At 70.6% G+C, this 17,877-nt stretch carries 17 protein-coding genes; 9 read left to right on the forward strand and 8 right to left on the reverse strand.

The annotated features are described in order from the left end of the window. The first annotated feature begins 199 nt into the window (after nucleotides 1-199). On the forward strand, nucleotides 200-1,282 hold the full coding sequence (locus tag GAS53_RS22580) for a S1 family peptidase (RefSeq protein WP_151479484.1): 1,083 nt from the start codon (nucleotides 200-202) through the stop codon (nucleotides 1,280-1,282). A gap of 143 nt (nucleotides 1,283-1,425) precedes the next feature. On the opposite strand, the gene GAS53_RS22585 is transcribed toward GAS53_RS22580, so the two are convergent. Next, on the reverse strand, nucleotides 1,426-2,478 hold the full coding sequence (locus tag GAS53_RS22585) for an ABC transporter permease (RefSeq protein ID WP_151479485.1): 1,053 nt from the start codon (nucleotides 2,476-2,478) through the stop codon (nucleotides 1,426-1,428). Nucleotides 2,479-2,633: 155 nt separating this feature from the next. Between GAS53_RS22585 and GAS53_RS22590 the strand changes: the two genes are divergently transcribed. Both GAS53_RS22590 and GAS53_RS22595 read left to right on the forward strand, forming a co-directional pair. Further along, the gene (locus GAS53_RS22590; protein ID WP_151479486.1) at nucleotides 2,634-6,095 is read left to right on the forward strand and encodes a DNA polymerase III subunit alpha; all 3,462 of its coding nucleotides are present in this window, start codon (nucleotides 2,634-2,636) and stop codon (nucleotides 6,093-6,095) included. Beyond that, nucleotides 6,092-7,210 (forward strand): DNA polymerase Y family protein, encoded by a 1,119-nt coding sequence (locus GAS53_RS22595; protein WP_151479487.1) that lies wholly within the window; start codon nucleotides 6,092-6,094, stop codon nucleotides 7,208-7,210. Before GAS53_RS22590 ends, GAS53_RS22595 begins: the two co-directional genes overlap by 4 nt. Here the strand turns inward: GAS53_RS22595 and GAS53_RS22600 are convergent. After that, on the reverse strand, nucleotides 7,148-7,522 hold the full coding sequence (locus GAS53_RS22600; protein WP_151479563.1) for a cupin domain-containing protein: 375 nt from the start codon (nucleotides 7,520-7,522) through the stop codon (nucleotides 7,148-7,150). The two genes, GAS53_RS22595 and GAS53_RS22600, sit on opposite strands and share 63 nt — an antisense overlap. A gap of 94 nt (nucleotides 7,523-7,616) precedes the next feature. Here GAS53_RS22600 and GAS53_RS22605 point away from each other — a divergent pair, with 94 nt between their 5' ends. Beyond that, nucleotides 7,617-8,063 (forward strand): MarR family winged helix-turn-helix transcriptional regulator, encoded by a 447-nt coding sequence (locus GAS53_RS22605; protein ID WP_151479488.1) that lies wholly within the window; start codon nucleotides 7,617-7,619, stop codon nucleotides 8,061-8,063. Nucleotides 8,064-8,234: 171 nt separating this feature from the next. Beyond that, nucleotides 8,235-9,104, forward strand: coding sequence for an esterase/lipase family protein (locus GAS53_RS22610; RefSeq protein WP_151479489.1), 870 nt, complete (start codon nucleotides 8,235-8,237; stop codon nucleotides 9,102-9,104). 122 nt (nucleotides 9,105-9,226) lie between these two features. Here the strand turns inward: GAS53_RS22610 and GAS53_RS22615 are convergent, their stop codons facing one another. After that, nucleotides 9,227-10,282 carry a lytic polysaccharide monooxygenase auxiliary activity family 9 protein gene (locus GAS53_RS22615; protein WP_151479490.1) on the reverse strand — a complete coding sequence of 352 codons (1,056 nt, stop codon included), beginning with the start codon at nucleotides 10,280-10,282 and terminating at the stop codon, nucleotides 9,227-9,229. 169 nt (nucleotides 10,283-10,451) lie between these two features. On the opposite strand from GAS53_RS22615, the gene GAS53_RS22620 reads away from it, so the two are divergent. Further along, on the forward strand, nucleotides 10,452-10,916 hold the full coding sequence (locus tag GAS53_RS22620; RefSeq protein ID WP_151479491.1) for a GNAT family N-acetyltransferase: 465 nt from the start codon (nucleotides 10,452-10,454) through the stop codon (nucleotides 10,914-10,916). 61 nt (nucleotides 10,917-10,977) lie between these two features. On the opposite strand, the gene GAS53_RS57645 is transcribed toward GAS53_RS22620, so the two are convergent. Next, the gene (locus GAS53_RS57645) at nucleotides 10,978-11,112 is read right to left on the reverse strand and encodes a hypothetical protein (RefSeq protein ID WP_263974157.1); all 135 of its coding nucleotides are present in this window, start codon (nucleotides 11,110-11,112) and stop codon (nucleotides 10,978-10,980) included. 231 nt (nucleotides 11,113-11,343) lie between these two features. Here GAS53_RS57645 and GAS53_RS22625 point away from each other — a divergent pair, with 231 nt between their 5' ends. Next, complete coding sequence (locus GAS53_RS22625) at nucleotides 11,344-11,973, forward strand: class I SAM-dependent methyltransferase (RefSeq protein ID WP_151479492.1); 630 nt, start codon at nucleotides 11,344-11,346, stop codon at nucleotides 11,971-11,973. Nucleotides 11,974-12,082: 109 nt separating this feature from the next. Here the strand turns inward: GAS53_RS22625 and GAS53_RS22630 are convergent, their stop codons facing one another. Continuing rightward, a complete protein-coding gene (locus GAS53_RS22630) occupies nucleotides 12,083-12,583 on the reverse strand; it encodes a DUF402 domain-containing protein (RefSeq protein ID WP_151479493.1) in 501 nt (166 codons plus the stop codon). After that, a complete protein-coding gene (locus tag GAS53_RS22635) occupies nucleotides 12,564-13,484 on the reverse strand; it encodes a GNAT family N-acetyltransferase (protein ID WP_151479494.1) in 921 nt (306 codons plus the stop codon). Before GAS53_RS22635 ends, GAS53_RS22630 begins: the two co-directional genes overlap by 20 nt. Before the next feature lie 71 nt (nucleotides 13,485-13,555). Between GAS53_RS22635 and GAS53_RS22640 the strand changes: the two genes are divergently transcribed. Further along, nucleotides 13,556-13,930 (forward strand): GntR family transcriptional regulator, encoded by a 375-nt coding sequence (locus tag GAS53_RS22640; RefSeq protein ID WP_192583238.1) that lies wholly within the window; start codon nucleotides 13,556-13,558, stop codon nucleotides 13,928-13,930. Between the two features lie 152 nt (nucleotides 13,931-14,082). On the opposite strand, the gene GAS53_RS22645 is transcribed toward GAS53_RS22640, so the two are convergent. Both GAS53_RS22645 and GAS53_RS22650 read right to left on the reverse strand, forming a co-directional pair. Further along, nucleotides 14,083-14,853, reverse strand: coding sequence for a DUF72 domain-containing protein (locus GAS53_RS22645; protein WP_151479496.1), 771 nt, complete (start codon nucleotides 14,851-14,853; stop codon nucleotides 14,083-14,085). Nucleotides 14,854-15,037: 184 nt separating this feature from the next. Then, nucleotides 15,038-16,132: a DUF5925 domain-containing protein gene (locus GAS53_RS22650; protein WP_151479497.1), complete on the reverse strand. Its 1,095-nt coding sequence runs from the start codon at nucleotides 16,130-16,132 to the stop codon at nucleotides 15,038-15,040. A 208-nt stretch (nucleotides 16,133-16,340) separates the two neighbouring features. Here GAS53_RS22650 and GAS53_RS22655 point away from each other — a divergent pair, with 208 nt between their 5' ends. Beyond that, on the forward strand, nucleotides 16,341-17,762 hold the full coding sequence (locus tag GAS53_RS22655; protein WP_151479498.1) for a GH39 family glycosyl hydrolase: 1,422 nt from the start codon (nucleotides 16,341-16,343) through the stop codon (nucleotides 17,760-17,762). The last annotated feature ends 115 nt before the right edge of the window (nucleotides 17,763-17,877 follow it).

Below are 17,877 nucleotides of genomic sequence, written 5' to 3' on the forward strand. Positions count from 1 at the left end.
CAGGAGGGGGCGCACGTTTGTTGTGGTGTGCGCGTCCTGAAGTCGACCTTGTGTGACCCCGGCGAGCCTCGGGATAGTGGTCGGCGTCCGTTGGCATGAACGCGGCTTTTTTATTGCGAGTCGGGTTCGTGCCCGTACGCCTTCCGGCCGCGACGGTCCCCATAACCGTCGCGTCCGACCCCCCACAGGAGGACGTAACTTGAAGCACCGACGCATACCCAAGCGACGGGCCGCCGTGGCAGGTGCGGGCATCGCCGCACTGGTCGCCGGCGGAGTCACCTTGCAGAGCGCGAACGCAAGTGAGAACGCGCCCGCACCCGAGCCCCAGACCCTCTCGGTCACGGCGGCCGGAAAGCTCGCCTCGACGCTCGGCAAGGACCTCGGCACGGACGCGGCCGGAACGTATTACGACGCGAAGGCCGAGAACCTCGTCGTGAACGTGCTCGACGAGGCCGCGGCCAAGATCGTCGAGTCGGCCGGCGCCAAGGCGCGGGTCGTCGAGAACTCCCTCGCCGAACTCAAGGGCGCCCGTACGACGCTGAAGCAGGACGCGACCATCCCCGGCACCTCGTGGGCGGTCGACCCGGCGACCAACAAGGTCGTCGTCACCGCGGACCGCACGGTCAGAGGCGCCGAGCTGACCAAGCTGACCAAGGTCGTCGACGGGCTCGGCGCCAAGGCCGAACTCAAGCGCACGAAGGGGGAGTTCAAGCCCTTCATCGCCGGCGGTGACGCCATCACCGGTGGCGGCGGCCGCTGCTCCCTCGGCTTCAACGTGGTCAAGGGCGGCGAGCCGTTCTTCCTCACCGCCGGGCACTGCACCGAGGGGATCACCAGCTGGTCGGACTCGTCCGGCAACGTGATCGGGGAGAACGCCGACTCCAGCTTCCCCGACAACGACTACGGCCTGGTCAAGTACACCGCGGAGGTGGACCACCCGAGCGAGGTCAACCTCTACAACGGTTCCGCGCAGCAGATCTCGGGTGCGGCGGAGGCCACCGTCGGTATGGAGGTCACCCGCAGCGGGTCCACGACCCAGGTGCACGACGGTACGGTCACCGGTCTGGACGCCACCGTGAACTACGGCAACGGTGACATCGTGAACGGGCTCATTCAGACCAACGTCTGCGCGGAGCCCGGTGACAGCGGTGGGTCGCTGTTCTCGGGCAGCAACGCGATCGGACTCACGTCCGGTGGCAGCGGGGACTGCACCTCCGGTGGGGAGACGTTCTTCCAGCCGGTCACGGAGGCGCTGTCCGCCACGGGTACGGAGATCGGCTGATGGCTTAGCTGAGATTGGGGAGCCCCGTTTCCACCAGCCTGGGCTGGTGGGGGCGGGGCTTTCGCGTTGTGGAGAAGGTGCGGGTGCGTTGGGGCTGGTCGTGCCCACGCGGCGGAGCCGCACAGTGTCACAGCCCCGCGCCCCTAAAGGGGCTGCGCCCCTAACGTGAGCCGCCCCTTTTTTCTGCGCAGTGAACCCGCCAAGAGCGTGATCGCGCTTCCCAGTGCCGCCCATGCCGAGAGTGTCAGCAGGGAGACGGTGACGTCGTTGCCCTTGAAGTAGGCGATCGAGCGGGCCGCCCAGGTGCCCGCGCCCGGGGGCAGGGCGGGGCCGATCGCCTTCCAGAACGGGGGCAGCATCGGTGGCGGGAGGGCGCCGCCCGCGCTCGGATTGCCCAGGATCACCACCAGCAGCACGGCCACTCCGATGCCGATGATTCCGAAGACGCACTGGAGCGCGAGCGTGGCCGCCCCGACCGCGAAGGTGATCAGCGCGCCCAGTCCCCAGAGGGCGGCCACGCTCCCCGGCAGGGCCTCCAGGACCGGCCCGACGATGATCGCACCGCCGAGCCCGCCGACGATCGCGACCAGGGCCATGGCGGCGAGCCGGATCGTCGCGCGCCGGGTGTTGGCGGGCCGCGCGCCCGCACTGACCGCCAATGCCGAGGCGCACAGATAGCCGCCGACGCACCAGCCCACGACCAGGTAGAAGGGCGTGAGCCCGCTGGCGTCCTGCGCGGCGGCCGGGACCACGTCGACAGTCCTCACCGTGCGCCCTTCGGCCTTCTCCATTGCGGTGGTGAGCGTGATCAGCGTGGTGGCGAGGACCTTGCCGCCACCGGAGGCGACCAGCAGGGTGTCGGTGGTGCCGGACGGATCGACGACCAGGGCGCCGTCGATGTCGCGGTTCATGATCTGTCGGCGCGCCGTGGCTTCGTCGGCGACCGTGCGCGGGTCCAGCGGTTCGCCGGGCAGTTGCTTCAGCCGGGTCACCGCCTGGTCGGCGGCGGCCTCCGGCGCGACCACCCCGAACGGCACGTCCTTCGGCTTCGGATGGTGCAGCGCCCCCACATAGGAGGCGATGAAGAGCAGCTGCAGGGCGATCACGCCGATGACCAGCAGCGTGGCCCGCGGGGTGACCGCGTCCTTCACCTCGTCGAGGAAGGACCGGCGTGGGGCCTCGGCTGTCCGCGTCATGCCCCCACGGTCCGAGCCGCCCGACGTTTGCGCAGGTGGGACGGGTCCGAACGGATGTCGTACAGAGGTTCGAGAATTGGTCTATGGTGGGGGCGAGGGTATGGGAACGAATGTTCGAGAGCGGGCGTGGGAGCCCCTGGGGAGTGGAGGTGCGCGTGCCGGGCTTCACGCATCTGCACACCGCTTCCGGGTTCTCGCTGCGATACGGGGCCTCCCATCCGGAGCGCCTGGCCGAGCGCGCCTCCGAGCGGGGGATGGACGCGCTCGCGCTCACCGACCGGGACACCCTCGCGGGCACGGTCCGCTTCGCCAAGGCCTGCGCGGCCCACGGTGTACGTCCGCTGTTCGGGGCCGAGCTCGCGGTCGGGGAGCCCGTACAAGGGGAGCGGCGCCGGACTCCCGTGCGGGGCGGTGCCTTCATCGATGAGTCGACACCTCGGGTGACCTTCCTTGCCCGGGATGGCGCGGCGGGCTGGGCCGACCTCTGCAGAATCGTTACTGCATCGCATGCGGGCGGCGAGGGGCAGCCGCTGCTGCCCTGGGCGGACAACCACGCCGAAGGCCTGACCGTGCTGCTCGGCCCCACCTCGGACGTCGGCCGCGCGCTCGCCGCCGGGCGCCCCGACCGGGCCGCGAAACTGCTCGCGCCCTGGCGTGAGGTCTACGGCGACGCCCTGCGCCTGGAAGCCGTGTGGCACGGGCGCGAGGGAACCGGGCCGGGTTCCTTGAGGCTGGCCGCCCGCACCGTCGGCTTCGCCGCCGAGCAGCGGGTGCGCCCGGTGCTCGGCAACGCCGTCCGGTACGCCGACCCCGGCATGGGCCCGGTCGCCGACGTCCTGGACGCCGCCCGCCGGCTCGTGCCGGTCGACCCCCGCAAGGAGCTGGACAGCGGCGAGGCCTGGCTCAGGGACGCGGACGCGATGCTCGCCGCCGCCGAACGGATCGTCGAGTCCGCGGGCTACCGCCGCAGTGCCGCGTACCGCCTGCTCGAACAGACCCGGTCCACCGCCGCCGAGTGCCTCGTCGACCCGGAGGACGACCTCGGCATCGGCGCCGTCCACTTCCCCGAGCCGCACCTCGTCGGCGCCGGGCGCCGTACCGCGCAGCACGTGCTGGCCTCGCGGGCGGCGGCGGGGATGGTGCTGCGCGGCTACGACCGTTCTTCCGAGGCGCGCGACTACTGGGAGCGGATGCACCGCGAGCTGGACATCATCGCCCACCACAACTTCGCCTCCTACTTCCTGACGGTCGCTCAAGTCGTGGACGACGTACGGAAGATGGGCATCCGGGTCGCCGCGCGCGGCTCCGGCGCGGGCTCGCTCGTCAACCACCTCCTCGGCATCGCGCACGCCGACCCCGTCGAGCACGGGCTGCTGATGGAGCGCTTCCTGTCCAAGCGCCGCCCGGTCCTGCCCGACATCGACATCGACGTGGAGTCCGCGCGCCGCCTTGAGGTCTACCGCGCGATCATCGACCGGTTCGGCACCGAGCGGGTCGCGACCGTGGCGATGCCCGAGACCTACCGCGTACGGCACGCCGTCCGCGACGTCGGCGCCGCGCTCTCCATGGACCCGGCCGACATCGACCGCATCGCCAAGTCCTTCCCGCACATCCGCGCCCGCGACGCCCGCGCGGCGCTGGAGGAACTGCCCGAACTCCGCTCCCTGGCAGGGGAGAAGGAGAAATACGGCAGATTGTGGGAGCTGGTCGAAGCCCTCGACGCCCTGCCGCGCGGAGTCGCCATGCACCCGTGCGGGGTGCTCCTCTCCGACGCCTCGCTCCTCGCCCGTACGCCGGTCATGCCGACCAGCGGCGAAGGGTTGCCCATGTCGCAGTTCGACAAGGAGGACGTCGAGGATCTCGGACTGCTCAAGCTCGATGTGCTGGGCGTGCGGATGCAGTCCGCGATGGCGCACGCGGTGGCCGAGGTGGCGCGGGCGACGGGGACTCATGTCGACCTGGACGCTGTGGAGGAGGGCGACCCGGAGACGTACCGACTCATCCAGTCCACCGAGACGTTGGGCTGCTTCCAGATCGAGTCGCCGGGGCAGCGGGACCTGGTCGGCAGGCTCCAGCCCGCGACCTTCCACGATCTCGTCGTCGACATCTCCCTCTTCCGGCCCGGACCGGTCGCGGCCGACATGGTGCGGCCGTTCATCGCGGCACGGCACGGCCGGGCGCCGGTCCGCTACCCGCACCCCGATCTTGAGCGGCCGCTGAAGGAGACGTACGGGGTCGTGGTCTTCCACGAGCAGATCATCGACATCGTCGACATCATGACCGGCTGCGGGCGCGACGAGGCGGACCGGGTGCGGCGTGGGCTGTCCGACCCCGAGTCGCAGGGGCGGATCCGCCTCTGGTTCGCGCAGCACGCGGCCGCGCGGGGATACGACGCGGAGACGATCGCCCGTACCTGGGAGATCGTCGAGGCCTTCGGGTCCTACGGCTTCTGCAAGGCGCACGCGGTCGCCTTCGCCGTACCGACATACCAGTCGGCGTGGCTGAAGGCCCATCACCCGGCCGCTTTCTACGCGGGGCTGCTCACGCACGATCCCGGGATGTATCCGAAGCGGCTGCTGCTGGCGGACGCGCGGCGGCGGGGGGTGCCGATCCTGCCGTTGGACGTGAACCGGTCGGCGGTCGCACATCATATCGAACTGGTGTCTGAATCGGGGGAATCAGGGGGTTCTCCGGGTCGTTGGGGCATACGGCTCGCCCTCTCCGATGTGCACGGAATCAGTGAGGCCGAGGCCGCCCGGATCGCGGACGGGCAGCCGTACGCCTCGCTGCTCGACTTCTGGGAACGGGCCAGGCCGAGTCGGCCACTTGCCCAACGGCTTGCTCAGGTAGGTGCGTTGGACACCTTCGGCGCCAACCGCCGTGATCTGCAACTGCACTTGACGGAGCTGCACCGGGGCTCGCGCGGCGGCCGTGGATCCCAACTCCCGCTGGCCGGTGGGCAGAAGACCGCGTCGGCCGGGCTCCCTGACCTCTCCTCGGCGGAGCGGCTCAGTGCCGAGCTGGGTGTGCTCTCCATGGACGCCTCGCGCAATCTGATGGACGACCACCGGGAGTTTCTCGACGAGTTGGGCGTGGTGTCGGCGCGCCGGCTGCGCACGGTGCGGCACGGCGAGACGGTTCTGGTCGCGGGCGCGAAGGCGGCCACGCAGACACCGCCGATCCGCTCCGGCAAGCGGGTCATCTTCACCACCCTGGACGACGGCACGGGCCTGGTCGACCTCGCCTTCTTCGACGACTCCCACGACGCGTGCGCGTACACCGTCTTCCACTCCTGGCTCCTGCTCGTCCGCGGTGTGGTGCAGCGGCGCGGCCCGCGCAGCCTCAGCGTGGTCGGAGCGGCCGCCTGGAACCTCGCCGACCTGGTGGAACTGCGGCACGAGGAAGGGCTGGACGGAGTGGCGTCGCGGCTGGCCGAGCCACAGGCGACGGCCGGGGCCGAAGACGACTCCCGGGGCGTGGGAGATCCGACGGGCGGCCGTCGAATCCAGTTGCCCACGGGATACGAAATGCATCCGTGGGCGGATCTGCGCCCGGCGGGCGAAGGGCCCGCGAGCGGAAAGAAGTTGTGGCACCAGAGTCCGGGGAGTGCGGGATGACCATCCTCTGCGTACGTTTCCAGCTGCCTCCGATGCACGAGGCCGCCCTGCCTCAACTCCTCGGCACACTGGAGGAGTTCACCCCTGTCGTCGAAGCGATGCCGCCCGACGGGGCGCTGGCGGATCTGCGGGGCGCCGAGCGGTACTTCCGACGCGACGTCGTCGAACTGGCCTCGCTGATACGGGTACGGGCGCTCGCCTGGCACGGTGTCGACTGCGCGATCGGGGCCGGACCCGGACCGATGTTCGCGCGGATGGCCCTGCGGGACACCCCTCCGGGGGAGACCCGGGTGGTGCCCGAAGAGCCCGACGCCCTCGCGGAGTTCCTGGCGGAACAGCCCGTGCGGGCGCTGCCCGGAGTCGGCACCGCCACCGCCCGCACCCTGTGCGAGTACGGCCTGGACAGCGTCGGCAAGGTCGCCGCCGCTCCGCTGTCCACACTGCAACGGCTCACCAGTGCCCGTACCGGCCGCGAACTGCACGAGATGGCGCAGGGCATCGACCGCGGCCGGGTCGTACCGAACGCCGTCTCCCGCTCGCTCGCCGCCGAACGCCCCTTCCCACACGACGAGTTGGACCCGGCCCGGCACCGGCGGGCCCTGCTCTCCGCCGCCGAGGAACTGGGCGCCCGGCTGCGCGCCCTGGAAAAGGTGTGCCGCACGCTCACCCTCACCGTCCGCTACGCCGACCGCTCAACGACAACCCGCAGCCGTACGCTCCTCGAGCCGACCGCCCATTCCTCGGCGCTCACCGACGCCGCGTACCGCATGTACGAGGCGCTCGGCCTGCAACGCGCCCGGGTCCGCGGCATCGCCTTGCGCGCCGAGGGCCTGGACCCCGCCGAACAGGCCTCCTACCAGCTCACCTTCGACCCGTTGGACGAGAAGGCCCGCCGTATCGAGGAGGCGGCGGACCGGGTGCGGGCGAAGTTCGGGCCGCGGGCGGTGATGCCGGCGGCGCTCCGCGGGGAGGTGGGGGAGCTGCGGGTCGTTTGGAAGCTGCGGGCCGGATGTGGCTGGTCGCGCAGTTCCCCGCGCCCCTTACGGGCCGGGTTAGTTGGCCCATGGGGGAGTGATGGTCGTGCCGTCAGCAAGCGTTGCCTGGAGGCCGATTGATGTGGTGACCCAGGAGATTGCGGTCTGGTCGGTTGGGTTTTCGACGGTGAGTGTCGCGCCGGGATTGATGATCACCGTGTCGCCCGCGGCGATCCGCTCGGTGTGGCCGTCGAGCGTCATCAGCAGTTCCCCGGCGAGGAGATGGAAGATCTCCTCACGGTTGACGGTGTGCGCGGGCGCCTTCGTGCCCGCGGGGATCTCGCCCCGCCAGGCGCACAGTTCCTTGCTCCCGCTGAGGGGAGTGGCGTACGAGACGAAGCGGGCGCCGTGGATCTCGTGGACGACGGCTTCGGACGAGCGGATGACTGGCACGGCTGCCTCCAGTAGTAAATAGTCAAGCTGCTTGACCACATGGACTTATGGTCAAGCAGCTTGACCAATTCGTCAAGGGTGTTTCAATGCATGCGTGCAGAACTCCGAGGCCATGGCCCTGTCCGCCGCCCTGCTCGCCGTCGCCGGTGAGCTCACGCAGCGCATTCACGAGGGTGTCGTCGCCCGTGGCTTCGAGGGGGTGCGGCCCGCGCACGGTTTCGCGTTCACCCGGCTCGCGCCCGGTGGGGCGACGGTCACCGAACTGGCCGCCCACCTGGGCGTGACGAAGCAGGCCGCGAGTCAACTTGTCGACGAGATCGTCCGCAAGGGCTACGCCGAGCGGCGGCCGCATCCCGGCGACGCGCGTGCCCGGCTGGTCGTGCTGACCGAGCGGGGCTGGGACTGTACGCGGGCGGCCGAGGAGGCAGCGGCGGAAGCCGTACGGCCGTGGGTCGAGCTGCTCGGCGAGAGTGAAGTCCGGGCGTTGCGTGACCGTTTGCTGCGCATTGCGCCCTACGGTCCCATCAGACCCGCCTGGTGACGGTTCAAAGGCACGTGTCAGTACCCCCGGCTGTCACTGGAAGTTTTTACTGACGCGTAACTTCACACTTCTACTACTCGCTCGTAACTTGGCAAAAGAACAGCATCCTCGTGATCCGGATCACAGGGCGTACGCCGTCGTAACTCCCTTGAGCCGCAAGGAGATCACCCGATGCTGCCCTGGAAGCGCCTGCTCAGACCCCTCGCCGCGCTGCTGCTCACCGCCGCGGCCACCGTCGTCCCCACCGCCACGGCCGCCACCGCCCAGGCCGACTCCGCACCCAGCAGGGGCTGGAACGACTACTCCTGCAAACCGTCCGCCGCCCACCCACGACCCGTCGTCCTCGTCCACGGCACCTTCGCCAACTCCGTCGACAACTGGCTGGGCCTCGCGCCCTACCTGGTGAACCGCGACTACTGCGTCTACGCCCTCGACTACGGGCAACTGCCCGGCGTACCGCTCTTCCACGGCCTCGGTCCCATCGACAAGTCGGCCGAGCAGCTGAAGAGCTTCGTCGACAAGGTGCTCGCCGCGACCGGCGCCGCCGAGGCCGACCTCGTCGGCCACTCGCAGGGCGGCCTGATGCCCCGCCACTACCTGAAGTTCCTTGGCGGAGCCGCCAAGGTGAACGCCCTCGTCGGTATCGCGCCCGACAACCACGGCACCACCCTGAACGGCCTCACCAAGCTGCTCGACCACTTCCCCGGCGCGGGCGACCTGCTCTCCACGGCCACCCCGGCCCTCGCCGACCAAGTGGCCGGCTCCGCCTTCCTGACCAAGCTCAACGCGGGCGGCGACACCGTTCCGGGCGTCCGCTACACGGTCATCGCCACCAAGTACGACGAGATCGTCACGCCGTACCGCTCGCAGTACCTAGACGGTCCGCACGTACGCAACGTCCTGATCCAGGATCTGTGCGGGGTCGACTTCTCGGAGCATGCGGCACTCGGGCTCGTCGACCGGATCGCTTTCCACGAGGTGGCGAACGCCCTTGATCCGGCGCGCGCCACCCCGACGACCTGCCTCTCGGTGATCGGTTAGCGCCGTATGGGAACTGCGGGCCGCCTGTGGCTGGTCGCTCCCCCACTCTCGGCTTCGCTCGAGCGGGGGGACCCCCATCGCGGCGGAGCCGCATATGTAACAGCCCCGCGCCCCTTACGGGGCTATCGGCTGTGGCGGCCCCCGGTCACCGCACGGCGACGGACCGAGGCGAACAGTGCCGCGGCTCCGATCGCCAGGGCGGCCGCCCCGCCGATCGCGACGTACGGGGTCGTGCCGGAGCCGCCGGTCTCGGCGAGGTTCTCCTTGCCACCGGCGGGCTCGGCGTCGGTCACGGCGTCATCCGTCGCCGCGGCCGGTTCCGTCGCGTCGCCGGAACCGGAGCCCGACTCGGAGCCCGCGGCCGCGGCCTCCGTCGCCGTGGCCTGCGTCTTCGGGTCGTCGTCGCCGTGGCCGCCGTGCTCTACGGATGAGTTGTCGGCACCGTCCGCTATGTCCTGGTCGGACGGCGCCGATGCCGTCGGCGCGGCAGAGGCCTCGGTCCCGCCGCTGCCACTGCCACCGCCGCTGCCGTCGCTCTCGCCGAAGACGACGTCCGAGCAGGTGTAGAAGGCCTCGGGCGAGTCCGAGCGCTGCCAGATCGAGTAGATGAGGTGGCGGCCGGACTTGACCGGGACGACGCCGTCGAAGACGTAGTCACCGTTCTCCAGCTTCGGGTCGGTGACCTTGAGGAACGGCTTCGACTCCAGGTCCGACCACTTCAGCGGCTTCGTCGGGTCGTAGCCGTCCTTGGTGACGTACAGCTCGAACGAGCCCTTGTGCGGGGCGGTCCCCTTGTAGCGGAAGGTGCGGTTGCCCGAGGTCAGCCGGGAGGCCGGCCAGTCGGCGCGGGCCAGGTCGAGGCCCTTGTACTTGTCGTTGCCCGCGCTGCACAGCTTTCCGTCGGGGATGATCTCCTTCGACTTCCCGGCCGCGTCCGCGATGTTGACGCCGTTCCAGTCGTAGAGGGCCTGTGTGCCACTGGCCGCGACCGCCGCCTTGCAGGCCGCTGACTTCGGGCTCTCCGGACCCTCCGCGTAGCAGGCCGCGACCCGGCTCACCGGATCCGTCATCGAGCCGTGCGCGGCGGCCGGGGCGGCGGCGAGCGCGGTCAGGGCGAGCGGGGCGACACCGACGGCGGTGACGGTGGCGATGCGGGCGGCCTTGCGGCGAGCTGGCATGGGGGAACTCCTCGAAACGGATCTTGGGGGGTGCCTGTGATGCCTGGGGGCGATCAGCAAGCTAGCCCCTCGAAACCGCGGAATCGCCTGCTGAGAGCGGGTGATGGCGATCCTTATGGTCCGCTTAAGGGAGTGCTGAGACTGCGATCAGGTAGGTACCGTTCCCGCCATGACAGACAGCTCGCGAGACCCGGAGATCCGTCCCGCGGTCGCCTCCGACGTCGCCGCCGTGAAGGCCGTGACCGACGCGGCGTACCACCACTACATCGAGCGCATCGGGGTGGTCCCGGTGCCCATGGAGGCGGACCACGCGGCCAATGTCGCCGCGGGGCGGGTGTTCGTCACGGGGGAGCCCGTGATCGGGCTCGTGGTGATCGAGGCGTACGAGGACCACTTGTTCCTCGACAGCATCGCCGTCCACCCGGACGCCCATGGGCAGGGCGTGGGGCGGCGGCTGCTCGCCTTCGTGGACGCACGCGCGCGTGCGCTCGGCCTGCCCGAGGTCAGGCTCTACACGAACGCGATGATGTGGGAGAACCAGAAGATCTACCCGAAGTACGGGTACGAGCTCATGGAGCGCCGCGAGGACGGGCCGTACGACCGGCTCCACTACCGCAAGCGGCTGGCGCCCTGACGGCTCTCGTCGCCGCCCGGCGCTGGGCAGGCGGTTCTCATGTCAGCCGGGCTCGGCCGGCTCATCCGTCCGGCCACCAGGTGCGTGCGATGTCCTTTCGGACCTCCGGACGCTCGACGGGACGTTCGTCGGCTTCGTCCCGCAGGCGACGGGCGTCCGACTTCCTCAGGGGCTTCTGCACGGTTACGCGGCGCATGGCTGCCTCCTTGCGTCTACCAGGTTCCGCGGTTGTACGGAGGTAGACCGTTTCCGGGAGGGTGACTCATCGGTGGCCGCTTGTCAGTGGCGGCTGTCACGTTTCAACCGCGAGTCCATATGCCGGACACCTGGCCGTCAGGATGCAGGTCAGGGCGTCGCTCTGCGTGCCGGGCCGGGGTCGGCCGGGCTGTCGGGGCCCGTTGTCAGTGGCGGCTGTCACTCTGGGCTCATGACGAGTAACAGCGCCAGTGAAAGCGCCAGTGAGGAGCGGTCAGGTGTCGACTGGGACGCCGAGTCCGCCACCTTCGACGACGAGCCGGACCACGGACTGCGGGACCCCGCCGTGCGCGAGGCCTGGGCGGCCAGACTGCGCGGCTGGCTGCCACGCGCCCCGGCCGACGTGCTCGATCTGGGCTGCGGCACCGGCAGCCTGTCGCTCCTCGCCTCCGAGCAGCGGCACCGGGTCACGGGGGTCGACCTCTCGCCGCGCATGGTCGAACTCGCCCGCGCCAAGCTGGCCGGACGTGACGCGGCATTCCTGGTCGGTGACGCGGCGGCCCCGCCGGTCGGGGAGCAGCGGTTCGATGTCGTCCTCGTCCGCCATGTGCTGTGGACGCTGCCCGATCCAGGCCGCGTCCTGCGGCACTGGTGCGGGCTGCTCCGCCCCGGCGGGCGGCTCGTCCTCATAGAGGGCCTCTGGGGGACGGTGAGCCCGGTCGGCATATCCGCCGACCGGCTGACCGGGCTGCTCGCACCCCTCGCGGAGGACGTGCGCGTGGAGCGGCTGTCGGACGACTCGCTGCTGTGGGGGCGCGAGGTGGAGGACGAGCGGTACGCGGTGGTGGTCGCTGTGCCGTGAGAGGCACGGAGTGAGGGGTGAGGTGTGGGGGAGCGACCAGCCTCCACCGGCCCGCGCACGAGGCGGAGCCGCATATCGATACAGCATCACCGTGCTTCCAGCGGAGCGCTTAGGCCAGCAGTGCCTCGAAGTCGCCCTCGCGGGCGCGGAGTTCGAGCTCGTCCAGGGCGGCCCAGGCGGCGGATGCGGCCCGCGGATCGGTGGTCTCCAGGCCGCTGGCCGCGAACTCGTCCTCGTCCAGGCGCAGTACGGCGCTGCCGTCCGCGGAGCGCCACAGGTCGAGGTCGAGATCCTCGACGACCACTTCGCCCTCGAAGACTTCGGCCGGTCGGGCGATGTCGCAGTACCAGCCCTTCAGCGCTCCCTCCGCGTCACGGACCTCCTTCACCGAATACCACCGGTCGCGCCAGTAGTGCTCCGTGAAGACGTCGCCCGGCTCGAAGCGTACGAAGCCGAAGTCGCGGACTCCGGCACCGGCCCAGGCGGCGCGGACGGTGACGCGGGTGCCGTCGTCGTGGAGCAGCTCGGCCGGGTAACGGATCTTCGTGCGGCCCGCCTTGACCAGGACGATGTCCAACTGCCGTGCGGGATCAGCCGAGTTCGCGGACATGGTGCACCTCCGTGGCGCAGATCTCGTAACCGAACCACTTGTTGATCGCCAGCATCGGTTCGTTGCCGGAGTCGTTTCCCGTGAACGCCTCCGTGAAGCCGGCGGCACGGGCGCGGTGCAGGGAGTCGTTCTTGGCGAGTTTGGCGAGGCCGCGGCCGCGGTGGGCACGGGCGGTGCCCGTCATCACGGTGCCGTAGCGGGTGCCGCCGTCGGTGCGGGCGGCGCTGAACGCGGCGGGTCGGCCGTCGACCACCGCGACCGAGGTCAGCTCGTGACTGAGGAGGGGGTGATGCCAGGTTTCCCTGAGCCAGGCCTCGTAGTCCGTGAACTCATGGTCGATGTCGCTCGGTTCGTCCGCCAGCGTCTCCGCGTCCAGGCCGAACAGGGGGCGCGGGTCGTCCGCGAAGTCCGCGCCCGTGCGCAGTTCGACGCCCGCGGGCGGCTCCTGGAGTGGCGGCAGCGTGCCGTTCACCAGGTCCAGGCGGAGGAAGTGCGCGGAGCGGCTCGCACGATAGCCGCGCTTCTGGGCGAAGGCACGGTTCGCGGGCTTGTCCAGGACCCACGAGAAGAGCTTCTTCGCGTCCAGGGCGGCGAGGTGCTCTTCGGCGGTCCTCACGAGCAGGGAGCCCGCGCCGCGGCCCTGGCGGTCCGGGCGTACGAACACGTACAGGTAGCCCTGGCCGGGTTGCGGGCTGTCGTACACGATGCCGATGTCGGCCCTGCCGATGAGTTCGCCGTCCTCCTCGGCCACCAGCGGCCGGGCGTGGGCGTCGGGGTGGGCGTTCGCGACGTCGTAGGCGACGGACTTGGAGGTGGAGAGCATGAAGGGGCACGCCAGGTGCCGAACGCGGGCGAAGTCCTCGGCGTCTCCCGCGCGGAAGTCGCGGACAGTCACAGTCATGACGTCGCACGCTACGCGTGAGGCGTGGCAGGGTGCCTCTCATTTTCCCTCCGGTGCGGGACAATCGCTGCGTGACGTTGAAGATCGACATCGATGACGAGGCGGGGGTCGCGCCCTACGAGCAGGTGCGCGCCCAGATTTCCGAGCAGGCGCGGGCCGGGGCGCTGCCGGTGGGGTACCGGCTGCCGACCGTGCGGGGGTTGGCCGAGGAGCTCGGACTCGCCGCCAATACGGTCGCCAAGGCGTACCGGGCACTTGAGTCGGACGGGGTCATCGAGACTCGGGGGCGCAACGGGACGTTTGTCGCTGCCGCGGGGGATGCGGCTTCCCGGGAAGCGGCCGCTGCCGCGCAGGCCTACGCGGAGCGTGTCCGACGGCTCGGGCTGGCCGAGTCCGCCGCCCTCGACGCGGCTCGGGATGCGCTGCGCGCGGCGTACGGGGACTGAGCGCTCCGCGGGGCACGGTGATTCACCTGCGGGCCGGTGGGGCTGGTCGCGCAGTTCCCCGCGCCCCTTACGGGGCGCGGTGGTGAAGCTGCGGGCCGGTAGGGGGTCGCGCCCACGCGGCGGAGCCGCAGATTGATACAGCCCCGCGCCTCTTACGGGGCGCGGAGGCGTCGTGGTGTGCGGGTGACGGTCAGGTCCGCTGCTGTCGCGGCCCGTGCGAAGACCGTTGCGTCCAGGGCCGCCGCGGCATGCGGATCATTGTTGAAGTAGGCGTACACGTCGCGATCGTCGGGCCAGGTGTCCGCGATCCGCTGTGCCCAGGTGGTCAGGGACTGCCGGCCGTAGTGCGGCCACCGCCGGGCGCGTCCGACGTGGAAGCGCACATAGCCCCAGTCGGTCGTCCGCCACAGTGGAGTCACCGGCCGGGCCCGGACGTCGGCCCAGCACAGCGCGGCGCCCCGTGCTTCGAGCACCTCGCGCACCTCGGGCGTCCACCAGGAGTCGTGACGCGGTTCGACCGCGACCCGGGTGTCGGCGGGGAAGCATCCGAGACAGTCGTCGAGGAGACCGGGGTCGACGCGCAGGGTGGGCGGGAGCTGGAGCAGCACGGGTCCGAGTCGGTCGCCGAGTCCGGCGGCGTGGCTCATCAGCCGCTGCACCGGCTCCTCGGGATCCCGCAGGCGCTTGATGTGGGTCAGATAGCGGCTCGCCTTGACGGCGACGACGAAGCCCGACGGTGTGCGCTCCCGCCATGTCTTGAAGGTCTCCTGGGACGGCAGCCGGTAGAAGGCGTTGTTGATCTCGACCGTGGCGAACCGCTCCGCGTACTCCTCCAGCCAGCGCCGCATGGGCACCCCGGCCGGGTACACGACGCCGCGCCAGTCCTTGTACTGCCACCCCGATGTGCCGACGAACAGGGTCATACACCCATCAAAGCACCGGCGGAGACGCGCGACCTCCGGGCACGTACGGACAGGACGCGACCTCCGGGCACATACGGACAGGAGCCGGCCTCCGGGCACGTACGGACAGGAGCCGACGGGCTCGGTGGGCCGGCTCAGCCCGCTCGTCGGCTACAGATCTCGGCGGCCCAGGCGACCTCGGCGGCTACAGATACAGACCCGAGTCCGCCGTGGTCCGCGGGTCCGGGACCGACGTCGGCGTGGTGCCCCGGCGCAGCGCGTACAGCTCCGCCAGCGTTGCTCCCTCGCGGCCCAGGCCCTCCTCCGTGCCGAGCCAGGCAGCGGACTCGCGGCGGGTGAGGGGGCCGACCTCGATGCGGGCGAGGCAGCGGCCCGGGCGGACGACGGCCGGGTGGAGGCGCTCCAGGTCCTCGTTCGTGGTCACGCCCACCAGGACGTTGCGGCCCTGGCCCAGCAAGCCGTCCGTGAGGTTGAGCAGGCGTGAGAGCGCCTGGCCGGCCGTGTGCTTGGCCTCGCCGCGGATCAGCTCGTCGCAGTCCTCCAGCAGGAGCAGCCGCCAGCGGCCCTTGCCCGTGCTGTCGTCCTCGCCGATCGCGATGTCCATCAGATAGCCGACGTCGGAGAACAGGCGCTCCGGGTCCAGGACGCAGTCGACCTGGCACCAGTCCCGCCACGAGCGCGCCAGCGTACGGAGCGCCGACGTCTTGCCCGTACCGGGCGGACCGTGCAGCAACAGCAGACGGCCCGCGATGTCCTCCGGCGTCGTCTTCATCAGGCCGTCCATCGCGTCCGCCACGGGTGCCGTGTAGTTGGGGCGGACCTCCTCCCACGTACCCGCCGAAATCTGCCGGGTCGTGCGGTGCGGGCCGCGCCGCGGGGACACGTACCAGAAGCCCATCGTCACGTTCTCCGGCTGCGGTTCGGGCTCGTCGGCCGCGCCGTCCGTGGCCTGGCCGAGCACCTTCTCGGCGAGCTCCTCGCTGGTTGCGGTGACCGTGACGTCGGCACCCCGGTTCCAGCGCGACACCAGCACCGTCCAGCCGTCGCCCTCGGCGAGTGTGGCGCTGCGGTCGTCGTCGCGGGCGGACCGCAACACGCGTGCGCCCGGCGGGAGAAGAGTGGCCCCGGACCGTACGCGGTCGATGTTCGCCGCGTGCGAGTGCGGCTGCTCGCCCGTCGCGAAGCGGCCGAGGAACAGCGCGTCGACGACGTCCGACGGTGAGTCGCTGTCGTCGACGTTGAGCCGGATCGGCAGAGCGTCGTGTGGGTTCGCAGACATGCCGCCATGATCCGTCACGTGGACGCCCCGTGCATCCGGTTTCCGCGTTGCGCCCCCTGTGCCGGCGAGAGTGCGTGCTGGGCGTCGCGACGCCGCGGAGATCCGTCAGAAGGGCCCTGGCTTCCGGTGTATCCCCTCCGTCCTGTTACAGGGCTGTGGACTACGGAACCTGTCCTACCGCCGACCACCGCCGTTACTGTTGCCCTTGATGGGACGTCATGGGTGGAATTCGGGGGCTCGGCGGTGGCGACTCACCGCTCTGCTCGGCGTGGGCGTGGCCGCTCTGGCCCTGGTACTGACCCTGATCAACACGCTGCCCGGGGACACCGGAAGCAAGGCCGGCACGACCCGCGACGGCGACAAGGTGCACGGCACGCCGGCCGTACCCCCGCCGGAGACGAAACCGGACGTCGGCTGGGGCTTCACCCACACCCAGTTCAGCGCCGACGAGGGCCCCGGCGCCGCCTCGAAGCGGGTGGAGGAACGCCTCGGCGAGCAGCCCCTGCCGCAGATCCAGCACATCATGGGCTGGGGTTCGAGCAACCCCGAGCCGGTCAAGGGGCGGTACGACTTCGAGGACATGGACCGCCGGATCGACTTCGTCCGCAAGACGGGCGGCACGCCGGTCGTCACGCTGTGCTGCGCCCCGGACTGGATGAAGGGCGGCACGCCCGGCACCGACAAGACCGACTGGAGCCAGGAGGCACTGGAGACGGCGCCGGAGCGTGCCCACTACAAGGACTACGCCGCGCTCGCCGCGACCGTCGCCAAGCGCTATCCGGACGTACGCCACTTCATCGTCTGGAACGAGTTCAAGGGCTTCTGGAACGATGCCGAGGCCCGCTGGGACTACGAGGGCTACACCGAGCTGTACAACCTCGTGTACAAGGCGCTGAAGAAGGTCAACGAGGACATCCAGGTCGGCGGGCCCTATCTCGTGATGGACAGCCTCGACCCGCGCCAGAAGGAAGACGCGTCGACGACGCTGAAGGGCGCCTGGGGCTCCGCGGACCAGCGGGTTCTCGACGCGTTCGACTACTGGAACAAGAACAAGACGGGCGCGGACTTCGTCGTCGTCGACGGGTCCAGCTACACCAAGGACGACGACCTGCTGCCCGACGAGTTCGCGGCCACCGCCAAGTTCACGGCGATCAGCCGCTGGGTGCGTGAGCGGACCGGCGAGCTGCCGCTGTGGTGGGCCGAGTACTACGTCGAACCGGCCGACGCCGACGACGAACGCGAAGGCTGGTCCGAGCCGCACCGCGTCGCCGTGCAGGCCTCCGGCATGATCGCGATGGCCCGCGGCGGCACCACCTCCGCCTTCTACTGGAACCCGGAGAACGAGAAGGGCGCCACCTGCGCCGGCTGCCTGTGGACCCCGACCGACCGCGCCTCGGGCGGCAAGGCCCTGCCGATGCTCGACCTCGTCTCCCGCTTCGGCAAGGAGTTCCCGGCCGGCACCACGTACGAGCAGGTCTCCGTCGCCGAGGACGACGTGCCCAACGTACGGGTTCTCGCCGACGACAAGGCGGTCCTGGTGGTGAACATCCTCGACCGGAAGATCAGCGCGAACGTCGACGGGAAGCGGTTCGAGATGGGCGCGTACGAGGTGAAGTGGCTTACGCGGTAAACCGCTGAGCCACTAGGCCGCTGGGTGCCCCGCTGGGGTGCGGTCTTGGCTGCGGGGCCGTTGTGGCTGGTCGCGCCCACGCGGCGGAGCCGCATATGTCACGGCCCCGCGCCCC

The organism is Streptomyces albicerus, from assembly GCF_008905045.1.
Lineage (GTDB): Bacteria > Actinomycetota > Actinomycetes > Streptomycetales > Streptomycetaceae > Streptomyces > Streptomyces albicerus.